This is a genomic window from Enterococcus sp. DIV2385 (assembly GCF_051711925.1).
GTDB lineage: Bacteria > Bacillota > Bacilli > Lactobacillales > Enterococcaceae > Enterococcus > Enterococcus faecalis.
Window position 1 is genome coordinate 1,419,422 of record NZ_JBIONV010000001.1, and the last position, 20,816, is coordinate 1,440,237.

The 20,816-nt window shown below is 37.4% G+C and carries 20 protein-coding genes and 2 riboswitches; of the genes, 2 read left to right on the forward strand and 18 right to left on the reverse strand.

Features of this window, described 5'->3' with window-relative positions:
* Positions 1–12 precede the first annotated feature (12 nt).
* The 6 genes from IGM04_RS06965 to IGM04_RS06990 all read right to left on the reverse strand — a co-directional run bounded on the left by IGM04_RS06965 (position 13) and on the right by IGM04_RS06990 (position 5,585).
* Positions 13–1,143, reverse strand: coding sequence for a 1-propanol dehydrogenase PduQ (locus IGM04_RS06965; RefSeq protein WP_086317901.1), 1,131 nt, complete (start codon positions 1,141–1,143; stop codon positions 13–15).
* A 292-nt stretch (positions 1,144–1,435) separates the two neighbouring features.
* Positions 1,436–1,585, reverse strand: a riboswitch (adenosylcobalamin (AdoCbl) riboswitch).
* Between the two features lie 44 nt (positions 1,586–1,629).
* Entirely contained in the window at positions 1,630–2,211 is a 582-nt protein-coding gene (locus tag IGM04_RS06970; protein ID WP_002360247.1) for a cob(I)yrinic acid a,c-diamide adenosyltransferase, read from the reverse strand.
* Positions 2,208–2,651, reverse strand: a complete 444-nt coding sequence (locus IGM04_RS06975; RefSeq protein ID WP_086317902.1) for a EutP/PduV family microcompartment system protein — start codon at positions 2,649–2,651, stop codon at positions 2,208–2,210. The genes IGM04_RS06970 and IGM04_RS06975 overlap by 4 nt, the downstream gene beginning before the upstream one ends.
* Before the next feature lie 141 nt (positions 2,652–2,792).
* Positions 2,793–3,560: an ABC transporter ATP-binding protein gene (locus tag IGM04_RS06980; protein ID WP_002365688.1), complete on the reverse strand. Its 768-nt coding sequence runs from the start codon at positions 3,558–3,560 to the stop codon at positions 2,793–2,795.
* Positions 3,557–4,564, reverse strand: a complete 1,008-nt coding sequence (locus IGM04_RS06985; protein ID WP_086317903.1) for a FecCD family ABC transporter permease — start codon at positions 4,562–4,564, stop codon at positions 3,557–3,559. Before IGM04_RS06985 ends, IGM04_RS06980 begins: the two co-directional genes overlap by 4 nt.
* Positions 4,557–5,585, reverse strand: a complete 1,029-nt coding sequence (locus tag IGM04_RS06990; protein WP_002393386.1) for an ABC transporter substrate-binding protein — start codon at positions 5,583–5,585, stop codon at positions 4,557–4,559. The genes IGM04_RS06985 and IGM04_RS06990 overlap by 8 nt, the downstream gene beginning before the upstream one ends.
* A gap of 118 nt (positions 5,586–5,703) precedes the next feature.
* Positions 5,704–5,863: riboswitch (cobalamin riboswitch) on the reverse strand.
* Between the two features lie 205 nt (positions 5,864–6,068).
* Here IGM04_RS06990 and plsY point away from each other — a divergent pair.
* Complete coding sequence (plsY, locus tag IGM04_RS06995; protein WP_002360243.1) at positions 6,069–6,698, forward strand: glycerol-3-phosphate 1-O-acyltransferase PlsY; 630 nt, start codon at positions 6,069–6,071, stop codon at positions 6,696–6,698.
* A gap of 41 nt (positions 6,699–6,739) precedes the next feature.
* On the opposite strand, the gene IGM04_RS07000 is transcribed toward plsY, so the two are convergent.
* From IGM04_RS07000 to IGM04_RS07055, 12 genes are all read right to left on the reverse strand, one after another.
* Positions 6,740–7,615 (reverse strand): aldose 1-epimerase family protein, encoded by an 876-nt coding sequence (locus IGM04_RS07000; protein WP_002363997.1) that lies wholly within the window; start codon positions 7,613–7,615, stop codon positions 6,740–6,742.
* 33 nt (positions 7,616–7,648) lie between these two features.
* A complete protein-coding gene (codY, locus tag IGM04_RS07005; protein ID WP_002357492.1) occupies positions 7,649–8,431 on the reverse strand; it encodes a GTP-sensing pleiotropic transcriptional regulator CodY in 783 nt (260 codons plus the stop codon).
* 20 nt (positions 8,432–8,451) lie between these two features.
* Positions 8,452–9,855 carry an ATP-dependent protease ATPase subunit HslU gene (hslU, locus tag IGM04_RS07010; protein ID WP_002360239.1) on the reverse strand — a complete coding sequence of 468 codons (1,404 nt, stop codon included), beginning with the start codon at positions 9,853–9,855 and terminating at the stop codon, positions 8,452–8,454.
* 14 nt (positions 9,856–9,869) lie between these two features.
* Positions 9,870–10,418, reverse strand: coding sequence for an HslVU peptidase proteolytic subunit (gene hslV / locus IGM04_RS07015; protein WP_002357489.1), 549 nt, complete (start codon positions 10,416–10,418; stop codon positions 9,870–9,872).
* Positions 10,419–10,446: 28 nt separating this feature from the next.
* Positions 10,447–11,346 carry a tyrosine recombinase XerC gene (gene xerC / locus IGM04_RS07020; RefSeq protein ID WP_002377333.1) on the reverse strand — a complete coding sequence of 300 codons (900 nt, stop codon included), beginning with the start codon at positions 11,344–11,346 and terminating at the stop codon, positions 10,447–10,449.
* Positions 11,347–11,557: 211 nt separating this feature from the next.
* Entirely contained in the window at positions 11,558–12,865 is a 1,308-nt protein-coding gene (gene trmFO, locus IGM04_RS07025; RefSeq protein ID WP_002357486.1) for an FADH(2)-oxidizing methylenetetrahydrofolate--tRNA-(uracil(54)-C(5))-methyltransferase TrmFO, read from the reverse strand.
* 107 nt (positions 12,866–12,972) lie between these two features.
* The gene (gene topA, locus IGM04_RS07030; RefSeq protein WP_002357484.1) at positions 12,973–15,051 is read right to left on the reverse strand and encodes a type I DNA topoisomerase; all 2,079 of its coding nucleotides are present in this window, start codon (positions 15,049–15,051) and stop codon (positions 12,973–12,975) included.
* Between the two features lie 184 nt (positions 15,052–15,235).
* Positions 15,236–15,889: a CPBP family intramembrane glutamic endopeptidase gene (locus IGM04_RS07035; protein ID WP_086317904.1), complete on the reverse strand. Its 654-nt coding sequence runs from the start codon at positions 15,887–15,889 to the stop codon at positions 15,236–15,238.
* 90 nt (positions 15,890–15,979) lie between these two features.
* A complete protein-coding gene (dprA, locus tag IGM04_RS07040) occupies positions 15,980–16,843 on the reverse strand; it encodes a DNA-processing protein DprA (protein WP_086317975.1) in 864 nt (287 codons plus the stop codon).
* A 60-nt stretch (positions 16,844–16,903) separates the two neighbouring features.
* Positions 16,904–17,671, reverse strand: coding sequence for a ribonuclease HII (locus IGM04_RS07045; RefSeq protein ID WP_002357481.1), 768 nt, complete (start codon positions 17,669–17,671; stop codon positions 16,904–16,906).
* 1 nt (position 17,672) lies between these two features.
* Entirely contained in the window at positions 17,673–18,524 is an 852-nt protein-coding gene (gene ylqF, locus IGM04_RS07050) for a ribosome biogenesis GTPase YlqF (protein ID WP_002357480.1), read from the reverse strand.
* 275 nt (positions 18,525–18,799) lie between these two features.
* Complete coding sequence (locus IGM04_RS07055; protein WP_086317905.1) at positions 18,800–19,741, reverse strand: 2-dehydropantoate 2-reductase; 942 nt, start codon at positions 19,739–19,741, stop codon at positions 18,800–18,802.
* A gap of 176 nt (positions 19,742–19,917) precedes the next feature.
* On the opposite strand from IGM04_RS07055, the gene IGM04_RS07060 reads away from it, so the two are divergent.
* A complete protein-coding gene (locus IGM04_RS07060) occupies positions 19,918–20,808 on the forward strand; it encodes a LysR family transcriptional regulator (protein ID WP_002357478.1) in 891 nt (296 codons plus the stop codon).
* Positions 20,809–20,816: the final 8 nt, after the last annotated feature.

Consider the following 20,816-nt stretch of genomic DNA (forward strand, 5'->3'; position numbering starts at 1 on the left):
CCTGTCAATCGCTTATAAGATAGAATTTAAAATTTTTGTCACTTCTGCTGCTGTTGGTTGGACAGGATTTGTTTTGGTGCAGCCATCCATCAATGCGCCTTCAGCTATTTTTGGGATCGCAGCTTGGACTTCTTCTTTTGGTAAACCATAATCACTAAAAGTGGCAGGCATGTTTAATTTTTGACGGAGTTGCTTGATTTGTCGAATAAATTGTTGAACACCAATCCGTGCATTGGTTGTCTGTGTATCATTTAGACAATTTGCTAACTGCGCATAACGTTTAGCTGTTGGTTCGTTGGTGACTTTGCCATTCGCTAAGCCACTGTTATATGCAATGACTTCCGGTAAGAGCATCGCATTCATTCGTCCATGTGGCACATGTAAACGCGCACCGGCCGCATGAGCAATGCCGTGATTCAAGCCTAATGAAGTAACATTAAACGCCATCCCTGCCATACATGAAGCTAAATGCATATTTTCACGGGCTTGTTGGTTGCTACCCTCATTAAAGGCTATTTCTAAATTGTCGAATACTAAGCGAACGACTTTTTCGCACAACGCATCTGAAATCGGATTTGCTTCTGTTGAAACATACGCTTCAATAACATGCGTTAAGACGTCCATTCCTGTATCCGCTGTGATTTTTGGTGGCACACTCATCACTAAATTTGTATCTAAAATCGCAATTTCTGGTTGAATTTCATCCGTTACAAGCGGGATTTTGATGCCAGTTTCAGCAACCGTAATCACTGAAAAATTCGTAACTTCTGAACCAGTTCCACTAGTTGTAGGAACCGCAATAAACTCAGCAATCTGAGTTTGCAAAGTACGTTTGCCAAAAAATTTCATTGCTTTGGCCGCATCAATAGCGGATCCCCCACCTAAAGCTAATATCGTATCTCCTTGAAATGTCGCTAAATGCTTAATTCCCGCAGCAATCTTATCAATTGGTGGATCGGGGATGATATCACTAAAAATTTGCCATTCACTTTTTGTTAAATGCTTTGTCACTTCATTCACAAATCCAGAGTCAACCATGAATGGATCTGTGACAATGAAAACACGTCTATCATGAAGTGTTTCCAAATTGGCTAATGCGCCTTCTCCTACCCATAGTTCGGTAGGGAAATGAATTGTTTTCATCTCAATTCCTCCTTAATAAAATACAAAAAGACACTTCAAACAAACGAAAAATCATCTGTCTGAAGCGTCTTTGCTTCCTTATGTATACGCCATTGTACACGAAACCTTATCCATAGAGTACAACGCCTTTAATTAATTGTCAATAAAAAAAGGGAATATAGCAGTACGTCATTGTACCTGAAATCTCCTTCAACATTGAAAGACCAGCCCAAAATTCCCAAAAGCACTTCCTCGTGCCATTAATTGGATTAATACAAATATCTTGGGCTGGATTTTCAACACAAGCGTTGTTAAGAAACATCCTGTTTTGCCTCGAAACAGCATGCCCAATAATGAAAAAATGAAAAGACCTGACTTAAAAGCAACCTTGCTTCTTCACAGTGGCGGGACCGTGCCAGACTCTCACTGGCTTCCATTCATATTTTTCATAAAATATTCGTTTAATCTATCTGAAATTTACCATAAGTTTTTTAGAAAAGCAACTGTTTACAATCCATCTTCTTTAATTTTATGGAAAACCTTTTCGCTTCGTTCATAAAAAACATCAGGTCGTTGTGCTTGAACATTTAAATAGCGAGCCAACGCATAAAAATAATCTGATAAACGATTGGTAAAAATTAATACCTCTTCGTTAATTTTGGCTGTCCAATTTAAACGAACAATGATGCGTTCTGCGCGCCGTGCAATCGTCCGAGCCACATGAACCATACTGGCTGCTGGGGTTCCGCCAGGTAAAATAAAACGATCAATATCTGGTGATTGTGCAGTGTAGAAATCAATCCGCTGTTCTAGCCAATGCACACTTTCCTTTTGTAATTTAAATGGTCGTTGTGCTTCAATCGGTGTTGACAAATCTGTTCCCGCATCAAAAAGTAAATGTTGTAAAGCTTCTAGTTCTTCTTTAATTTCTTGATTTTCTTGTGGAAGTTGGCTGATAATATAGCCCACCCAAGAATTCAATTCATCAATCGTTCCATAACTTTCAACTCGATCAGAATCCTTAGCGACGGTTGAGCTGCCGACTAATTTCGTCATTCCCTTATCGCCAGTTTTTGTATAAATTTTCATTCTGCTTCATCCTCCTCTAAATAATCTACTAATTCTTGCAAGCCAATTTTTTCAACAGAAGAAATTTCAAAAATTCTTGTTGCACCCGCACTTTTTAATTGTTGCCGAACAATCTCTAACTGCTGAGAATCTTGTGCTAAATCAATCTTGGTTAAAATACCAATGATTTCTTTCGGGAAAATACTACCAAATCCTGGTGAAAAAACTTGTTGTGTTTCTACAGCACTTTGAACCAAACCAATCACATCTGCTTCTACCGCTGTGACGTTTAATGCATTATAATATTGTCGATGCAAAATAAACTCGCCCGGTGTATCAATCATTTCTGTATGAAATTCCACCGCCTGTGTTTTATCATAAATTAATTCTTTGCCTTGCAGAGCTTGACATAACGTGGTTTTGCCACAACCGATAGCTCCCATTAAAATGATTCGTTTCATCGTTACCTCCATAAAAAAGGAGCCCAAAGCAAGTACCATCACGTACTTAGTCTTGGGCTCCTTTGCCGATTTGTTAAAACACGCCATTGTGTTTCTGATTCTTTGCCTTTATCTTACCTGTTTCCAAAAAACTTGTCAAAATTATTGAATAGTTTCCCAAACTTTATGTTGTTTCTGAAAATAGGAGACAATATCTGTTTCAAAAATCGTTTGTAAAAATTCTTTGGAAGCCAACGTTTGAAAATCACCTTGCGCGGCCACTTTCCCTTGCTTCATAAACACAATTTTTTCACTTAGCGTTAACGCTAAACGGATATCATGAAACACCCCGATTAACGTTTTCCCTTCTTGCGCACTCCACTCATTTAACTGCTGAATCAATTCTTGTTGATACCGAATATCCAAATGATTATTGGGTTCATCCAATAAAATAATTTCTGGATCTTGTACAAATAATTTAGCCAAAAATACTCGTTGTTGTTGTCCTCCTGAAAGCTGATTGACAACTTTATCTTTTAAAGGCAATAAACCCGTGCGTTCTAAATAATAAAGGACTCGTTCTTTTTCTTGTTTAGAAACAATAGGTAAAAAACGTTGTGCTTGTTGTCGATACGCCCCCATCAAAACTGTTTCGTAAACCGTATAATCAAAAGCAACTGTCGTGAATTGACTCATCATCGCTACTTTCGTTGCCAATTCCTTCCGCTTTTGTCCATGAACTTCTTGACCATCAATTAAAACAGAACCACTATAAGGGACAAGTCCGGCAATCGTTTTTAAAAGTGTCGTTTTACCGCAACCATTTGGACCTAAAATACAAGTTTTACTACCTGTCGGAAAAACGAGGGAAATATCTTTTAAAATGGGGGTTTGTTGGAGCGTTACAGCTGTTTCTTTTAATTCAATCATGCAGCAACGCCCCTTTTTTTAAAGTAAATATACAAGAAGAATGGCGCTCCAATCAAGGCTGTTACGGCCCCGATGGGAATTTCTCTTGGTGATAAAATCGTGCGAGCAATTGTGTCCCCTATTACCATGATGGTCCCACCTAAGATTGCTGAACCGGGAATCAGCCAGCGATGAGTCGCCCCTAAATAGCGACGGACAATATGTGGTGCTATTAAATCAACAAAACCAATCACACCGACAAATGAAACCGCACTTCCTGCTAGTAAACTAGCCAAAAGAATAATGCGTAGTTTTGCTGTTTTGACTTCTACTCCCGATAACATCGCATGTTCTTCTCCTAAGCCAAGAACATCCAATGCGTTGGCATCAAACCAAAGAAACAGACTGCTGACAAGCAAGATTGGACAATAAATAGCAATTTTTTGCCAATTACTGCCAGAAAAACTACCCATTTGCCAAAAGACTAATTGTTTCAAATAATCTTGGAAAAGTGCTGTAATCAACGTCAAAATAGCACCGACAAACAAGGTCATAATCATTCCTACTAAAACAACTGTTTGATTGGACATTTGACTATCCATTGTTTGCGTAAATAACAAAACTAAAAAGACCGTTGCTAAGCCAAAGATAAAACCAGTTAAAGGCAATAAAAATCCCCCTAAGATCGAAGCAGTTACTCCAGTTACCATGATTAACGCAGCGCCTAAGGATGCTCCCGCTGATACGCCCAAAGTATACGAAGAAGCTAAAGGATTACCTAAGAGTGATTGCATCACCGTGCCACTTACTGCTAAGCCTGCGCCCACGAGATAGGCCATCACGACACGCGGTAACCGAACATTCCAGATGATTCCCTCTAAAATCCCGTCTTCTGAAACCGTCTTTTTCACTAAAATTTGAAGCAAATCCGTTAACGAAATCTGAACACTTCCAATTTTAATACCCAAAAAGAGCATGCTCATACTGATCAAGAGCATCAGTATGAGACACGTTTTTTTACTCATCTTTTAAATCCTTATATTCCTCTGGATAAACAGCTTTTGCCATTTGTTTTAATGCTTTGGTAATGTGGTTATTTGGTAAAGAGCTAGACATGTTATCAATTTCGAAAACTTCTTTGTTTTGAACTGCAGGAACGTTTTCCCAGTTTTTACGAGCTAAAATTTCTTTGGCGGGATCTTTCATATAGTTAACATTGGTTAAAATGACTTCTGGTTTTGCAGCAATGGCCGCTTCTTCTGTCACTGGTAACCAGCCTTTTTCATTTGCCAAAACATTTTTTGCCCCAATTGTTTCAATCATTTCATTTAAAAATGTCCCATTACCAAAACTATAAATGTCTGGTAAGGCAGCCACTTCAAACAAAACAGTTTTTGGTTTTTTAATAGTTTTCCCAATTTTGGCTACTTCGTCGATTTCTTGATCCATTGTTTGGATTAACTTTTGTCCTTTTTCATGTTCAGATAAGCTATCCGCGATGAATTGGACGTCTTCTTTGATTGCTTTGATGCTTGTACTAGTGGGGATATTAACGACTGTAATTCCAGCATCTTCCACTTGTTTCCAAACACTTTCTGAGCTAGCTAAATTGATGTCATTCACATAAACAATTTGTGGTTTCAAGGCAATCAATTTTTCGGCATCGACAGCCATCATATCCATTTGTGGTAATTTTTTTAAATCAGTCATCATTGTACTACTTTGAGTATCAACTGCGATTAATTGGTCGGTTTTACCTAAGTCTTCAATCACTTCTGTTGTTGATGGTACTAGGGAAATAATTTTGGTTGCTTCTTTGGGTAAAGTAATTTCTTTGCCGCTACGGTCTTTGGTTGGTAACGTTACTTCTGTTTTTTCAGAAGAGGTAGTTGCTTTCTTTTCCTGTTTGCCACACCCTGCTAAGCCAAGTGTTGCTACTAAACCTAAAGTCATCATTGTTAAAGTAAATTTTTTCATTTTTTCATCCTCGCATTCGTCTATTTTATTTTGGGGAAAATTTTCTGAAATGAACCTCCTTTGTCTCAACGTCAAAACAATACAAAAAAACCACTTTTTTCTCCAATAGAAAAAAAGCAGTCACTTAACTATGCTAATGATATACTCAGCCAGTTATCTTCAAAGCCCCTTCTTTTTCCTACAAAAGAATGATTAGACTTATCAAGCCGGTATCCTGACTTAGCTTCTTCTTACTCCCAATCCTTCCAGAATAATCTGTGGTCTTATTGGTTTCATCCACCATACAGTAGGTAGGTCTGTAGAGGATTCGCACCTCTTTCCCTGACACTTCATAAGTACATATATATTGTATCTTCGTTGATAACTAATTTTCAAACCAGTGATTAGACGTCTTTGTCTAATGACACACATTTATTATAACGGTTATCAACCATTTGTCAACGCTTCCTCAAGCAAAAGAAAAACTTTTCTTGTTTTAGTTATTAGACGTTGTTCCGTTTTTCTATTCATGATAAAATAAATCCTAGTTTGAATAAGAAAGAGGTTAACTTGATGAAAATCGTCATTTTGTTACTTGTTGCCTATTTATTAGGTTCAATTCCCTCAGGTGTTTGGATTGGTAAACTTTTCTTTAAAAAAGATATACGCCAATTTGGGAGTGGGAATACAGGAACAACCAATACATTTCGTGTCTTAGGGAAACCTGCCGGAATTACGGTATTATTAATGGATATCTTGAAAGGAACGTTAGCCACTTCATTACCCTATTTGTTTGGTTTACAAGGCGTGAATCCGCTCTTCTTTGGGGTAGCAGCTGTTTTAGGGCATACCTTCCCTATTTTTGCCAATTTCAAAGGTGGTAAAGCCGTAGCCACTAGCGCTGGCATGTTATTAGCATACAGCCCCACATTTTTTATTTATTCTGCTCTTATTTTTGTGATTTGTCTGTATCTAACCAGTATGGTGAGTTTAACAAGTATGATTAGCGCTGTACTAATTACACTTTCTACTATTATTTTGCCTTTCACTGTCCCAGCTATTTTACCAACATTTAACTGGTTATTAACCGTGATTGCGATTGCTTTGACTACTTTTATCTTTGTCCGTCATCGTGAAAACATTCAGCGAATTAAAAATGGAACAGAAAGTCGCCTTTCTTTTGGCTTACGTGCAAAAAAATAAAGAAAAAGGCTGTGAACATTATTTGTTCACAGCCTTTTTCTTTATTTTACACTAATCATATACTGTGTTTTAAATAGTTCGTTAGCTGGTAACTTATTGATGCCAAATTTTTCAGCAAGTTGGCCAGTTGCGTCGACAGCATCAGCAATCCCGCACCAAGGTTCGATACAGACAAAAGGCGCTTCTTTCGGTGTCGGTGACCAAATCCCCACAAAAGGCATTTCTGGATAACTCAAAGTGACTTGATGGTCACTTTCGTCTGTGGCAATCGTAATTGCTGTTTGACCTTTTGTTTCAAAAATCATTGCATCATTTTCAAATAATTGATGCGTTAAGTCAAAGCTGGTATTCGTTTGGGCTAGCGTTTTATTCGCTAAATCAATAAACGGGCCTGCTAAGGGAATTTGTGTCCGTGATTTTTTAGGTGAAAAACTTAGATAATAATCTTCAAACGTTAGTGAAGATTCTAAAGGTACATTAAAGGCTGGATGACCACCAATCCCAAAATACATCTCTTCTTTCCCTGTGTTTTCTACTTGGTAGTTTACAGTCAATTCTTGATGTTCTAATGTATAAGTAATCACTAGTTCAAAATCAAAAGGATACTTCTTCTTGGTTTCTTTTGTTGATTTTAGTGAAAAAGAAACTTCTTCTCCACCTTTTTCAATCACATCAAATACTTGATCACGAGCAAAACCATGTTGAGTTAAATGATACGCTTGATTTTGGTACATATACGTATCTTCTTTTAGACGACCGACAATCGGAAAAAGTACGGGCGCATGGCGGGCCCAAAATTCAGGATTTCCTTGCCAAATATATTCAATGCCGGTTTCTTTTGATTGTAAACTTACTAATTCTGCTCCTTCTTCAGCAAATGTTGCGATTAGAAATTCATTTTCAATTTGTACAGTCATTGCGTTGTCCTCCTAGTTGATACGAGCAATTGCTTATTTTTCCAACTCTTTAATAAATTGTTGATTTAATACTTTTAAATAAGTCCCTTTCATACCAAGAGAACGTGATTCAATAATTCCAGCTGATTCTAATTTTCTTAAGGCATTCACAATTACGGAACGAGTAATGCCTATTTCGTCTGCAATACTTGAAGCAGTTAAACGACCTTCTTCGCCATCTAAGGCTTCAAAAATGGCATGGACGGCTTTTAATTCACTATAGGAAAGAGTGTTGATGGCCATTTGCACGGCAGTCGCACTGCGAACTTCTGCTTCAATTGTTCTGGATTGATGATACAAAATTTGCATGCCGACAACGGTCGCACTATATTCAGCTAACACTAAATCATCCTCGTTAAAGGATTTTTCAACACGCGCTAAAATAATCGTACCCAAGCGTTTGCCGGCACCGTACAAAGGCACAATAGTGGTTAAACCAAACGGATACAGCTCTCGTGATTCAAAAGGAAATGCAGTTAAATCACTGTCTATTGGAATATTTGCTTCGGTTACTTTGAGCATATCCACGGCCTCGGTGTATCCTTGAGGAAATTTTTTCTCTTTAAACATATTTTTGATACGGGCATTATTAACATCTAATTTTTCAGTATACCCCAACAAATCACCTGAACTGCTAATAATATACGCATTACTTTCTAAAATATCCCCTAAAATCATTGCCATTTTGTTGTACGGAAGTTCTGCTTGTACGTCAAACAGATTATTTTTTTGCAAAAGCTCGTTCACTTGACGTGTTTTTTCTAATAATGTAGCCATCTTTTCTCCTCCAGCCTTTTTTATAAGATGTAACGACTTAAATCTTCATTTTGAACAATGTCATTCAATTTTTCATTGACATATGCTTCGGTAATCGTAATTTCACCCATTTGCATATCTGGTGCTTCATATAATAAATCTTCTAATAAACGTTCTAAAATTGTGTGTAAACGACGCGCCCCAATATTATCTGTATCACGGTTTACATCATAAGCGATGTGTGCTAACCGTTCAATTGCTTCTTTGGTAAAGATGACTGAAACATTTTCTGTACCGATTAATGCTACATATTGTTTAATTAAAGCATTGTTTGGCTCAGTCAAGATACTTACGAAATCATCAGCCGTTAAATCATCTAATTCAACTCGAATTGGGAAGCGGCCTTGTAATTCTGGAATCAAGTCACTTGGTTTTGACAAGTGGAAAGCACCTGAAGCGATAAATAAAATGTGATCTGTTTGTAAAGGACCATACTTCGTGTTAACTTGGGAGCCTTCAACAATCGGCAAAATGTCTCTTTGTACTCCTTCACGAGAGACTTCGCCCGAATTTTGTTGGCTTTTAGAGGTGATTTTATCAATCTCATCGATAAAAATAATTCCGCTTGATTCAGCTAAACGAATCGCTTCACTATGAATATCAGCGTCATTGACAATTTTTGCTGATTCTTCTTTCACTAATAATTCTTGTGCTTCTTTCACCGTTACAGTACGTTCGATTTTTTTCTTTGGTGACAGAGCGCCTAACGTTTCATTTAAGTCGATACCCATTTGTTCTAGGCCATTGTTCATAGCTGGCATCGTTTTCTTCGGTTCTTCAATTTCAATTGTTACTTCACGATTATCTAATAGACCTTTTTCCAGCTGTTCCAAAATTGTTCGGCGATTCGTTCGAATATCTTCCGTTACTTCTTCTTGTGCTTCTTGCTGTTGCTGAGCCATGTTAAACATGTTCATCATTTGTTCAAATTGATTACCGCCAGCCTGTTTTTGTTCTTTTTTAATTCCAGGCACTAATACTTTGACTAAACGTTGATTGGCCTTTTTCAAGGCTTGCGCATACACGCGACTGTATTGTTGTTTTTCAACAATTTGGATCGCATTTTCTACTAAATCTCGAACCATTGATTCGACATCCCGACCAACATAGCCTACTTCTGTAAATTTGGTTGCTTCAACTTTTACAAAAGGCGCATTGACAATTTTTGCGAGACGACGAGCAATCTCAGTTTTACCAACACCTGTTGGTCCAATCATTAGTAAGTTTTTAGGCGTAATATCTTGTTGCATATTTTCTTCTAATTGCAAGCGACGATAGCGGTTACGTAAAGCTACCGCCACTGATTTTTTGGCAGCTTGCTGTCCAACAATATATTGATCTAGTTCTTTGACTATTTCTTTTGGTGTTTTGTTTAATTCATTCATGGATTTTCCCTCGCTTATAATTCTTCTACAATGATATTATGATTCGTAAATACACAGATATCTGCAGCAATATTTAAGGCATTTTTAGCAATCTCTTTCGCTGGCATTTCTTTATCGCCAAAGTTTTTCATGGCTCTTGCAGCGGACAAAGCAAAATTACCGCCTGAACCAATTGCTAAAATACCATCGTCTGGTGTGATGACTTCCCCAGTTCCTGAAACTAAGAGCATTTCTTCCTTATTCATCACAATCAGCATAGCTTCTAATTTTTGCATAGACTGTTGTGTACGCCACTCTTGGGCTAACTCAACCGCAGCTCTCGTTAAGTTTCCGTTGTATTCATTTAATTTTCCTTCAAACTTTTCTTCTAATGTAAAGGCATCTGCCACACTTCCTGCAAAACCGACAACGACTTCATCATTGTAAATACGGCGCACTTTTTTGGCCGTACCTTTCATAACGACAGATTCGCCCATTGTTACTTGGCCGTCACCAGCCATTGCAAATTTTCCATCTTTTTCGACTGCACAAATTGTTGTAGAGTGAAATTGTGATTCAACCATTATTGTTCCTCCTAGACGTTTACCTCCATTATGCACGAGGATGAAACGTTCGATAATTTTTTTGTAAACTTTCTTTTGTCACATGCGCATATATCTGAGTTGTTGATAAATTAGCATGTCCTAATAATTCTTGAACTGTCCGCATATCGGCGCCATTATTTAATAAATGTGTCGCAAATGTATGGCGTAACATGTGGGGATGAATTTCCGCATTTAATGAACTTTTTTTAATTAGTTGGTTTAAGACATATTCAATCCCTGTTGGCGTGATTTGTTCACCATGATGATTAACAAAGATATACGGATGTTTTTTTTGATATTTTGTCATTAATAGCGCGCGGCCATTCTCTAAGTAATCCTTTAAGGCGTCTTGTGCAAATGAACCAAAAGGCACATATCGATCTTTATTTCCTTTTCCGTGAACCAATAAAACAGAAGCTTGAAAGTCAACTGCGTCCACCGTTAAGTTCGCACATTCACTGACCCGAATACCAGTCCCATACAGAACTTCTAGCAACGCTTGATTTCTCAAATCAAGCGGTTGCTCCCCTTGTGCGCTCTCAAATAATGCATCCATTTCTTTTTCATAAAAAAAACGGGGCAACCGTAACTGTTTCTTTTTCATATGAACATAGGAAAAAGGATTCTCTTGGATTGCTTCATTTTTTAATAAGAATTGATAAAAAGAACGCAAACTGGCAATTTTTCGACTAATCGAATTGCGGCTATATTCCTGATCGTATAATTCGCTCAAATAAGCCCGAACATCCAAATGTTCCACAGTCAAATAATTGTCATTACCTGAAGTCTTTAAAAACGAAAAAAAATGTTGTATATCTTCTTGATATGCTTTTTTTGTTTTTTCTGAATAGCCTCTTTCGACAATAAGATAACGAGCAAATAACTCAGGCCAATTCTTTTCTTCCATGTGATAGCCCTCCTCATTCGATTACAAAGTAACTTTAGCATAACCTTTTTCAAAAGACAATTAAGTTGTCAGAATTTAATCAATATTTCTAAATATGTTCACAATTTTAACTATTCTTTAGCTTTTGTTATTTTTTTCTAAAAATTAAAAGACTGAGTATCATCGCATTTCTTAGCAATGATGCTCAGTCTTTTCTCATATTTTTTCTAATTTAGTCTAAAGATTGGATAACTTGAGCTTGAACATCTAAGGCCCGATTAGCAATCGCTTCATAGCGTTCTTTTTTGTCACGAATTCGTTCAGGTAACTCTGGGAAAAGCCCAAAGTTTGCATTCATTGGTTGGAAATGTTTGCCTTCTGCATGTGTAATATAATAAGCCATACTTCCTAAAGTCGTTTCGCGAGGGAATTCAATCGGCTCTTCCCCTTTGGCAAGACGAGCTGCGTTAATACCTGCGAGTAAACCACTTGCCGCGCTTTCAACATATCCTTCAACACCAGTCATTTGTCCAGCAAAAAACAGATCGTCACGTTTTTTTGATTGGTAGGTTGGTTTTAGCAACTCTGGAGAATTCATAAAACTATTACGGTGCATGACGCCATAGCGAACAAATTCAGCATTTTCTAATCCCGGAATCATACGGAATACTCGTTTTTGTTCACCCCATTTTAAATGCGTTTGGAAACCAACAATATTGTATAAAGAAGCTGCAGCATTGTCTTGACGTAATTGAATTACAGCATAAGGGCGTTTACCTGTTTTAGGGTCTTCTAGTCCGACAGGTTTCATTGGGCCAAACAACATGGTTTTAATGCCACGTTGCGCCATTACTTCGATGGGCATACAGCCTTCGAAAAACTTCTCTTTTTCAAACGTGCGTAAAGGAACCACTTCTGCATTGACTAGCGCTTCATGAAAAGCATTGAACTCTTCTTCAGTCATCGGACAATTTAAGTAAGCCGCTTCCCCCTTGTTATAACGAGATTTTAAATAAACTTTATCCATGTCAATTGTTGATTTATCAATAATTGGTGCTGCTGCATCGTAAAAATAAAAGCCTTCAGAACCATTAAATTCTTGAATTTTTTGAGATAAGCTTTCAGAGGTTAAGGGACCCGTTGCAATAATTACAATCCCTTCCGGAATATCAGTGATTTCTTCATTTTTGATTGTAATTAATGGATGACTTTTAATTTTTTCAGTGATTGTTTCAGAAAAAGAATCACGGTCAACTGCTAAGGCGCCGCCAGCTGGTACAGCGGTTTGATCTGCACTACCAATAATGATTGAATTTAAACGGCGCATTTCTTCTTTCAAAACACCTACCGCATTGGTTAAACTATTTCCACGTAATGAATTAGAACAAACTAACTCTGCAAAATTTTCTGTTTGATGCGCTGGTGTCTTTTTGACAGGGCGCATTTCATATAAATCAACTGGTACGCCAGCATTGGCCACTTGCCATGCCGCTTCACTTCCGGCTAAACCGGCACCAATAATTGTGACTTTTTTTGTCATGTATAAAAATTCCTTTCTATGTCAAGAAGTTAAGAGCTGTCTCTTACAAACTCAATTCATTTTACTAAAAGAGAAGACCGAAGTAAATTCTTCGGTCTCAATTTTTCTTATTTTTGGACGTTTTCTTCATAATCGCCATTGATACAAACGACTTGTTTGCCGCCTTTAACTTTTTTCTCTACTAAATATTGCCCACATTTTGGACATGGTCGGCCTACTGGTTTGTCCCAAGAAGTGAAGTCACACTCTGGGTACCGACTACAGCCATAGAAAATCCGATTTTTCTTTGATTTGCGTTCGATAACTTGTCCTTCGTGACACACAGGACACGTCACGCCAATTTCTTTAACGATCGCTTTTGTATTCCGACAATCTGGGAAATTACTACATGCATAAAATTTTCCGTAGCGACCCAGTTTAATCACCATTGGATGTCCACATAGTTCGCAGTCAAAGCCTGCTGGTTCATCTTTAATTTGGATTTTTTCAATCTTTTCTTCGGCATTTGTTAATTCTTTTTCGAAGGGCTTGTAGAAGCGATCGACAACTTCAACCCATTTTTCTTGGCCTTCACCGACTTTATCTAGGTCCGTTTCCATTGTCGCTGTAAAATGTGTATCGACAATTTGTGGGAAAAACTCTGAAACTAGAGAATTCACAATTTCACCTAATTCCGTTGGTTCAAACCGTTTATTGGTTAGCTTCACGTAATAACGCCGTTGAATGGTTTCTAATGTTGGCGCATACGTTGATGGTCGGCCCACACCATTTTCTTCTAAAGTCCGGATTAACGTGGCTTCACTAAAACGAGCCGGTGGTTGAGTAAAGTGTTGTTTCGGTTCGATATCGACCGATTTAACAACGTCACCTTCCACTAATTCAGGTAAAATATTTTCCTTGTCTTCTTTACCATCATCGCGTCCTTCAACATATACTTGCATAAACCCTTTAAATTTCACTTTGGAGCCATTGGCAATAAACGTTACGCCGTTTTGTTGAAGCGTGACCTTCATGGTATCTAAAATCGCTGGTGTCATTTGACTAGCAACAAAGCGCGACCAAATAAGAGTATATAATTTTAATTGATCTTTATCTAAATACTTCTTCATTTCATCAGGTGTTCTTAAAACGCTTGACGGACGAACCGCTTCATGGGCATCTTGTGCACCTTGCGTATTTTTTGCTTTGCGGCCGCCATGTGCTGAGAACTCATCTCCGTAGGTCTTTTCAATGAATTCAGCAGCTTCTGCTTTGGCGGAATCGGCAATTCTGGTTGAGTCTGTACGCATGTAGGTAATCAGCCCCACAGTGCCTTGTTTCCCTAAAGCAATTCCCTCATACAATTGTTGCGCAACCATCATGGTTTTACGGGTACGGAAATTTAATTTACGTGCCGCTTCTTGTTGTAAACTACTGGTTGTAAAAGGTAATGCAGGATTACGTTTCCGTTCTTTTTTCTCAACTTTTGTAACATCGTAATCTTTACCGTCAATCCGAGAAGTGATTTCTTTCACCGCTTCTGCATTTGGTAATTTTTTCTTTTTACCATCTACGCCCCAGAAATTTGCTTTGAATTTCTTGCGACCTTTTTGGAAATTCCCATCAATACTCCAATATTCTTCAGGTTTAAATTCTCGAATTTCATTTTCTCGATCAATAATCATTTTTAAAGCAACAGATTGCACACGACCAGCACTCAAGCCTTTTTTGACTTTACGCCATAAAATAGGACTAATCGAGTATCCGACTAAACGGTCTAAAATGCGCCGTGCTTGTTGTGCATCAACTAAATCAACGTTGATGGTTCTAGGTTCTTTAAATGCCGCTTTTACCGCTTCTTTAGTGATCTCATTGAATACCACACGGTTTTTATCTTTTAAATCAAGGCCAAGAAGATAAGCTAAATGCCAAGCAATTGCTTCACCTTCTCGGTCCGGATCGGCTGCGAGATAGACTTTTTCAGCTTTTTTTGCAGCCGCTTTTAAACTTTTGATGACATCGCCTTTTCCGCGAATCGAAATATAATGAGGTTCATAATTATTTTCAATATCAATCCCCATTTTACTTTTTGGTAAATCGCGAATGTGACCAACACTGGCAACCACCTTGTAGTTTCTTCCTAGATATTTTTCAATTGTTTTGGCTTTGGCAGGTGATTCTACAATCACGAGATACTTATAGGCCATTCAATTAGCTCCTTTCGCGTTCGCTTTCCTACTATATAATATATGTAAAAAACGCACAAATCGTAATACATCATATGCTATATAGAATAGGTTTGTCAAGACTAGGCTTTCTAACATTTCTGTCATTTCTGTTTGACTGTCCGAATTTATAAATAAAAAATGCCTATGATTTATAGATTTTATCCTAAAGCATTAAAATACCCAAAACATTCCAAATAAAATGAGTCAAGACAGCAGCTTCAAAGCGATCCGTGCGTAGATAGACCCAACTTAAAGATAAACCCATGCCCCAATAAATAACAAAACTACCTATATCTGTCGGCGTGTGCACAAGTGCAAATAAAATAGAAGAAACGAGTATGCCTATTTTTGAAGCTGGCTTGAAAAACGCTTGAATCCCGACACGAAAAATTCCCTCTTCGAAAATTGGCCCAATCACACCTGCAAAAATAAGTATAAGCCCTTTAGGAATGGCTTGGACAATTTCTTCAACACTTTGTTGGTTAGAGGTCGTCTCTAGTCCTTCCAGACGTAATAAGAAATCACCAAATATTCCCACACAAAAGATTATCACCAAACCTAACAAGACCACTGGCAAGGTTTCTTTGATTCCTAAAAAAGTCCAAGTTATGAGCTTTTTCTTTTTCAAAAAAGCAACAAATAGATAGACGAAATAGGCACCAAGTCCAACAGCCACTAATCCACTAACAAAGCGAAACCAAAAATTTTCTGTAGAAAATCGAACAACTGAGACCATCATCAAAGGAATTTGATACAAAATCAAAAAGCCCAGTAGCTGCATACCAAACAACCATCTTTTTCTAACAACCGTTTCCATTTAGACACTCCTAACTACCAACCAAAAGATTAAAATCTGATTAAATAGTACCGAAGTGAACGTAGGTTGTCAATTCACAATTAGTAAAAGTCACAATTCTTCACAAATATCATCAATTGTCTGAACACATTTAGCGCCGTCCTGAATTAATTCATGGCAGCCTGTTGAAAAAGAGTGGAAAATACTTCCCGGTACGGCAAATACCTCGCGCCCGTAATCCATCGCCGCTTGTGCAGTAATTAAAGAGCCACTATTCTTACGAGCTTCCATCACGCAGACCCCTAAAGATAATCCAGCAATAATGCGATTACGTGCAGGAAAATGATATTTTTTCGGCCCACTCCCATTCACATATTCTGTTAAAACAAGCTGATTCTGCTTCATAGTTTGCTGTAATTCTTTCTTTTCATACGGATAATATACATCTAATCCAGTGCCTAAAATTCCAATTGTCTGACCCCCGTTCTGGATGGCCATCTCATGGCTACGACTATCAATGCCTTTGGCAAGACCACTGACGATTGTGAATCCTTCTTTGACTATTTTAGGAACCAGAGCTTCAGTCACTCTTAACCCATACGAAGTGGCATAGCGAGCGCCGACGATGCCAATTTTCCTTCTGCTTAACAATTGTAAATTTCCTCTATAAAAAAGAATTGCTGGTGGATTATAAATTTCTCGTAATAATTTAGGATAGACGGCATCTAAAATTGTCATAAATTGGTGTTGGCATTGTCGTATATATAACGCTTCACTATGAATCGTATGGTGTAACCAAGATTGTTCAAATAATTCACGATATTTCTTGATTTCAGCAATTCTAATAATTTCTGTACTGGAAAAATCAACACGCTTTTGTGCGATAGCTTCTTGTAACACTTTTAAGATACCTAAATTGCCAATTCCTTGGCATACCGCTAATTTAAATAATAATTGTCGTTGTAAAATTTCCAACAAAAAACACCTCTTTCACATCTTCTTAAAATAAGAATACGTAAAAAAAGTGTTTTATTTTTAAATCATATCTTTTATTGGCGCAAACGTACGTCGATGAATGGGTGTTACACCGTATTTTTCTAACCCGAGAAGATGTTCTTTTGTTCCATAGCCTGCATTGTTTTTAAATCCATATCCAGGATATAATTCATCATATTCTTCCATTAATCGATCTCTTGTAACTTTTGCAATAATACTGGCTGCTGCAATCGAAATGGAGCGTGCATCCCCTTTAATCAAACTTTCTTGTGGTTGGGGAACGTCTAACTGCATTGCATCAATTAATAAATAATCTGGTGCAAAAGCTAAATCGTCAATTGCCATTTTCATCGCTTGTTTAGTTGCTTGATAAATATTAATTTGATCAATGACTCCTTGATCAGCGATACCTAACCCGATAGCGACAGCCTGTTCTTGAATCTGGTTATATAACGTTTCCCGTTTTTTAGCAGATAGTTTTTTTGAATCATTTAAGCCTAATAACTGACAATCTTTCGGTAAAATAACTGCAGCTGTCACAACAGGGCCAGCTAATGGTCCGCGGCCTACTTCATCAATTCCCGCAATTAAACGATGGCCTTTTTTATAGGCCGCTTCCTCAAATTGACTCATTTCTTTAAAAAGTTGCCACTCTTTTTCTTTGGCTAACTGGCGACGTTCCCATTGTTTGATCGCTTGTTGCACTCCTGAACGTTCATCTTCTCGCCAGCTTGCTAATCGTTCATCGGTTGCATCAGTGACAGTTAACAACGCTTCTTTGATTGCCTGAATCGACTCTTTTGCCATGTTATTCGTCTCCTAGTTCTTCCCAGCGGTCCAAAGTATACGTACCTAATTTTCCACTGCGAATTTCTAAAATAATCATTTCGCTGGCTCGATTATAATCATCTCTAAAACCACGTTTTTGGCTAATTAACATCAACTGTTCTGGGGCAGGTAAAAATAGCTCTTCCTCTGTTAAACCATATCGTTCCGTCAAACGTTGCGGATAAAAACGTGCAAAAAATTCTAATCCATAAATCGCCAAATCATCTAAATGCAATAATTGATCTTTTATAGCGCCAGTTAAAGCTAATTTTTTTCCAATTTCTTCATCTTCAAATTTTGGCCAGAGAATCCCTGGTGTATCCAGTAATTCCAATTGGGAACCAGAGCGTAACCATTGTTGTCCTTTTGTCACACCTGGCTTGTTCCCAGTTTGCGCAATTTTTTTTCCGACTAAACGGTTCATTAAGGTTGACTTACCAACATTGGGGATCCCAATACACATTGCGCGAATCGCACGCGGTTTCAAACCTTTCGCCTGTTCACGAGCCAATTTTTCTTTTAACGCTTCCTTGGCTGCTGGCACAATTTTATTGATTCCTTTATTTTGTTGGGCATTGATAACTAGGGTTTGGTACCCTTTCTTTTGAAAGTAATGTTGCCATTTTTTATTTTGGTCGTTATCTGCTAAGTCCCCTTTATTTAAAAGGACTAATCGTGGTTTTTGTTGGACAATTTGGTCCATCATTGGGTTACGGGAAGAAAGCGGTAACCGCGCATCAACTAGTTCAAATACAATATCGACATATTTGATTTTTTCCGAAACTTCTCTTCTTGCTTTGGCCATATGGCCGGGAAACCATTGAATGGTCATAATCTGTTCAAATCCCTTCTTTAACACATTGTTTCTTTGATTCAATTCTTCAACGAGTCCTGTGTTCCGCGTAGATTCTTGCGAAAAAACACCTTCTCTAGTTTAACATATTTTTCACGGATTTGATTTATTTTCTGTAGTGTTCTTTAAAAAACAAAAAAGCTGAGACAAACTCACTTTGGATTTTGTCTCAGCCTTGTACACTGGCAAAGTATAGAAAGAAGTAGGTCAAGCTCTTCTCAAGACCGACTCAAGAGTATTTCTGTTTTTACTTGTTATTTAGCATGAAGTAAATTTTCTTTACAATGAATTAACTCTGTTAAAAACTGACAGTACGGTGTAGCAATCCCATAGGCTTTCCCTTTGCGAACAATTGCTCCATTGATATAATCAATTTCGGTTAAACGATGATTGGTTATTAAGTCCTGATACATCGATGGATGGTGCAAACCAATTGTTTCTCGATTATAACACGAGCGGATTTGTTGAAGAACTGCTTGTTTATCTAACGTAACTTGTTCCACTTCAGCGACTGCTAAAAATTCATTAACTATTTGTTGAACAATTTGATCTGCTTGCTCTGTTTCGCCAAAGTCTGCCATATTACAATCCAACAAAGTACATAAACCATTCATTGTTCCATTTACGCAAGCCTTCTTATAAATGGATGATAAAATATTCTCAGAATAACGTGCACTTAAGCCAGCGTTATTTAATACCTTAATGACTGCTTCTACTGCTTGTTCACTTTGCGCTCCTAAATTTTGTAAATCAATCGAACCATTGCCAAATAATTTTACTTTGCCAGGTCCTTCTAACCCAGCGGTCCACATTGTGTTTCCTAATAAAATATTTTCGTAAGGCACGTATTTTTTGATAATATCTTCGTGACCAATTCCATTTAACAAGCATAAAACTTTCGTATTTTTATTAAGGAAATGTTCTAATGCTTCAAGCATTCCTTCCAGTTGCATTGCTTTTGTAAATAGGATAACTAAGTCTGCTGTAAAATCGATGCTTGCTACTTCTGTCTGAGGATAAATAGGAATTTTAGCGGTCATCACTTCGCCATTAAAATCAGCAACTAACCCGTTTTTTCTTATTGCTTCAATATGTTCTGGCCAACCATCAACAAAAATAACGTCATTTCCTGCTTGATGTAACATTAGTCCAAAGCGACTGCCCATAGCGCCAGCACCTGCGATAATAATCTTCATTTCTTTTCCTCCGTTCAATTTTTTATTTTTAGGTAAAAATCTGCTAAGAAAATCTCTATCTCTTACTTTTATAACCATAAAAAGGCAATACATATGTTATATTATAAGTGATCTATTTGTTATTTTTTATCCAAGCGCATTTATGTAAGCGTTTTTAAAAAGAAAGGGAGTTTCTGATGAATATTCAGCTTTTAAAGTACTTCATTGAAATTGTTAATACCCGCAGTTTATCGGCGGCCGCTCGCAATTTATTTGTCACCCAACCAACACTTTCTTTAGCATTGAAAAAAATGGAATCTGAGTTAGGCACAGCGTTGTTTGATCATTCTGATCAACCGTTTCAATTAACCGATACAGGTGTTTATTTATATGAACATGGCCAAGAAGTTGTTTTTCAATTCGATCAATTGGTAACAGATATTCGTGAAATGAACCAGAAACCAGTTAAAAAGCAATTGCGTTTAGGCTTAACTACTTTATTTGCTGTACAATTTATGAAAGAAATTTCACGATTTTTAACAACCCATCCACATGTGAATTTAATATTACAGCAAGATGGCTCGCCAAAATTACAAACGATGTTAGCAAATAAAGAAATTGATATGGGACTAATTTCTTTCCCAAATACCTTACCTGAAATTATTCATATTGAACCTTTAGAAACGACTACCAAAGGCTACCATGTTTATGTCGTGGTACCAGAATCAAATCCTCTCTCCCAATATGAAAAATTAACTTTTAAAGATTTGAAAGATCAACGATTTTCATCGTTAAGTGATAATTTTATGATTGGTCGCCTACTACTAGATCGGACTCGGAGCTTCGGTTATGAGCCGAATATCATTTTGCATAACGATGATTTACAAGTACTTCTTTATAGTTTACAAAAAAATAATTCGATTTGTTTGCTGCCGATTGAATATTATGAAGTGGGAAAAAGTCAGGGACTGAAATGGATTCCTTTAAAAGATAAGTTTGACTATTTCCCCATCGGCATTGCTTTGCGCCGCGATTTTAGTATGACAGAAGATGTTAGAGATTTTATCCAAATCATTAAAGAAAATTAATGGATAAT

Coding starts and splice junctions, on each gene's coding strand:
- IGM04_RS06965 (WP_086317901.1), bottom strand. CDS start 1,143: ATGAAAACAATTCATTTCCCTACCGAACTATGGGTAGGAGAAGGCGCA.
- IGM04_RS06970 (WP_002360247.1), bottom strand. CDS start 2,211: ATGAAAATTTATACAAAAACTGGCGATAAGGGAATGACGAAATTAGTC.
- IGM04_RS06975 (WP_086317902.1), bottom strand. CDS start 2,651: ATGAAACGAATCATTTTAATGGGAGCTATCGGTTGTGGCAAAACCACG.
- IGM04_RS06980 (WP_002365688.1), bottom strand. CDS start 3,560: ATGATTGAATTAAAAGAAACAGCTGTAACGCTCCAACAAACCCCCATT.
- IGM04_RS06985 (WP_086317903.1), bottom strand. CDS start 4,564: ATGAGTAAAAAAACGTGTCTCATACTGATGCTCTTGATCAGTATGAGC.
- plsY (WP_002360243.1), top strand. CDS start 6,069: ATGAAAATCGTCATTTTGTTACTTGTTGCCTATTTATTAGGTTCAATT.
- IGM04_RS07000 (WP_002363997.1), bottom strand. CDS start 7,615: ATGACTGTACAAATTGAAAATGAATTTCTAATCGCAACATTTGCTGAA.
- codY (WP_002357492.1), bottom strand. CDS start 8,431: ATGGCTACATTATTAGAAAAAACACGTCAAGTGAACGAGCTTTTGCAA.
- hslU (WP_002360239.1), bottom strand. CDS start 9,855: ATGAATGAATTAAACAAAACACCAAAAGAAATAGTCAAAGAACTAGAT.
- hslV (WP_002357489.1), bottom strand. CDS start 10,418: ATGGTTGAATCACAATTTCACTCTACAACAATTTGTGCAGTCGAAAAA.
- xerC (WP_002377333.1), bottom strand. CDS start 11,346: ATGGAAGAAAAGAATTGGCCTGAGTTATTTGCTCGTTATCTTATTGTC.
- trmFO (WP_002357486.1), bottom strand. CDS start 12,865: ATGACAAAAAAAGTCACAATTATTGGTGCCGGTTTAGCCGGAAGTGAA.
- topA (WP_002357484.1), bottom strand. CDS start 15,051: ATGGCCTATAAGTATCTCGTGATTGTAGAATCACCTGCCAAAGCCAAA.
- IGM04_RS07035 (WP_086317904.1), bottom strand. CDS start 15,889: ATGGAAACGGTTGTTAGAAAAAGATGGTTGTTTGGTATGCAGCTACTG.
- IGM04_RS07045 (WP_002357481.1), bottom strand. CDS start 17,671: ATGGCAAAAGAGTCGATTCAGGCAATCAAAGAAGCGTTGTTAACTGTC.
- ylqF (WP_002357480.1), bottom strand. CDS start 18,524: ATGACCATTCAATGGTTTCCCGGCCATATGGCCAAAGCAAGAAGAGAA.
- IGM04_RS07055 (WP_086317905.1), bottom strand. CDS start 19,741: ATGAAGATTATTATCGCAGGTGCTGGCGCTATGGGCAGTCGCTTTGGA.
- IGM04_RS07060 (WP_002357478.1), top strand. CDS start 19,918: ATGAATATTCAGCTTTTAAAGTACTTCATTGAAATTGTTAATACCCGC.